Raw genomic sequence first — 1,107 nt, forward strand, 5'->3', positions numbered from 1 at the left:
CCCCCACAGTCTTTCAGGCTCTTAGCCCTGCTTCATCTGATCGATAAGGCCGCGCAGCACCTGCGCCTGCTGGGCCAGTTCGGTCACGGCGGCAGAGGCGTGGCGCATGGCGGCGGAGGTCTCGGCAGAAATGCGGTTCACGTCCTCAATGGAGTGGTTGATCTCCTCACTGGCGGAGGACTGTTCTTCGGCCGCGGTGGCGATGGACTGCACCTGCTGGGCGGTAGTATCCACCAGAGCCACGATTTCGTGCAGGGCTTCGCCGGATTTRCCGGCCAGMTCTGTGGTGCTGACCACCACCTGAACWACMTGGTCCACGTTGTCCACGTTTTTACGCGTGCCGGACTGGATTTCGTGGATGGCGTCGCCCACCTGTTTGGTGGCGGTCATGGTTTTTTCCGCCAGCTTGCGCACTTCGTCGGCCACCACGGCAAAGCCGCGTCCGGCCTCTCCGGCGCGGGCCGCTTCAATGGCCGCGTTGAGGGCCAGCAGATTGGTCTGGTCCGCAATGTCGGAAATGACGCCCAGAATCTGGCCGATACTCTCGGCCTGCTGGCCCAGCACGGTCATTTCATCCTTGAGGCCCAGAGCCTGATGGCGCATATTGCCGATGCTCTCCACCACCTGGGCCACCACGCCAGCGCCGTCTTCGGCCTTGGTTTTGGCGTTTTTGGCCGAATCCGCGGCTTCGGCGGCGTTGCGGGCCACTTCCAGCACCGTGGCGTTCATTTCCTCCATAGCCGTGGCCGTTTCGCTGGCGCGGGCGCTCTGGCGTTCGGCCCCGCGGCTGGACTGTTCCACCTGGGCGGAGAGCTGTTCTGAAGCCGTGTTCACCGTGACCACCACGCCTTCCARMTGAYCGGCGGCCTGGAGCATGCCTTCGGCCTTGGCGCGTTCGGCRGCSGCRCGGGCGGCTTCAGCYTCGGCCGTGGCCTGTGCCGCGCGTTCCGATTCAGCCTGTGCCTTGCGGGTATTTTCGTCCGCTTCGGCAATCTTGGCCTTGAGGTTTTCTACCATGGTGCGCAGCGCGTCGGCCAGCTTGCCGATTTCATTCTTCAGACGCAGATCCAGCCGGGCGTTGAGGTCGCCGTCGGCCACCGTGCCGGC

The 1,107-nt window shown here is 64.4% G+C and carries 1 protein-coding gene; it reads right to left on the bottom strand.

Features of this window, described 5'->3' with window-relative positions:
- Positions 1-21: 21 nt before the first annotated feature.
- On the bottom strand, positions 22-1,107 hold a 1,086-nt coding region (locus tag EB812_RS11585), incomplete at its 5' end, for a methyl-accepting chemotaxis protein (protein WP_130958328.1).

It is taken from the genome of Desulfovibrio legallii (assembly GCF_004309735.1).
Classification (GTDB): domain Bacteria; phylum Desulfobacterota; class Desulfovibrionia; order Desulfovibrionales; family Desulfovibrionaceae; genus Desulfovibrio; species Desulfovibrio legallii.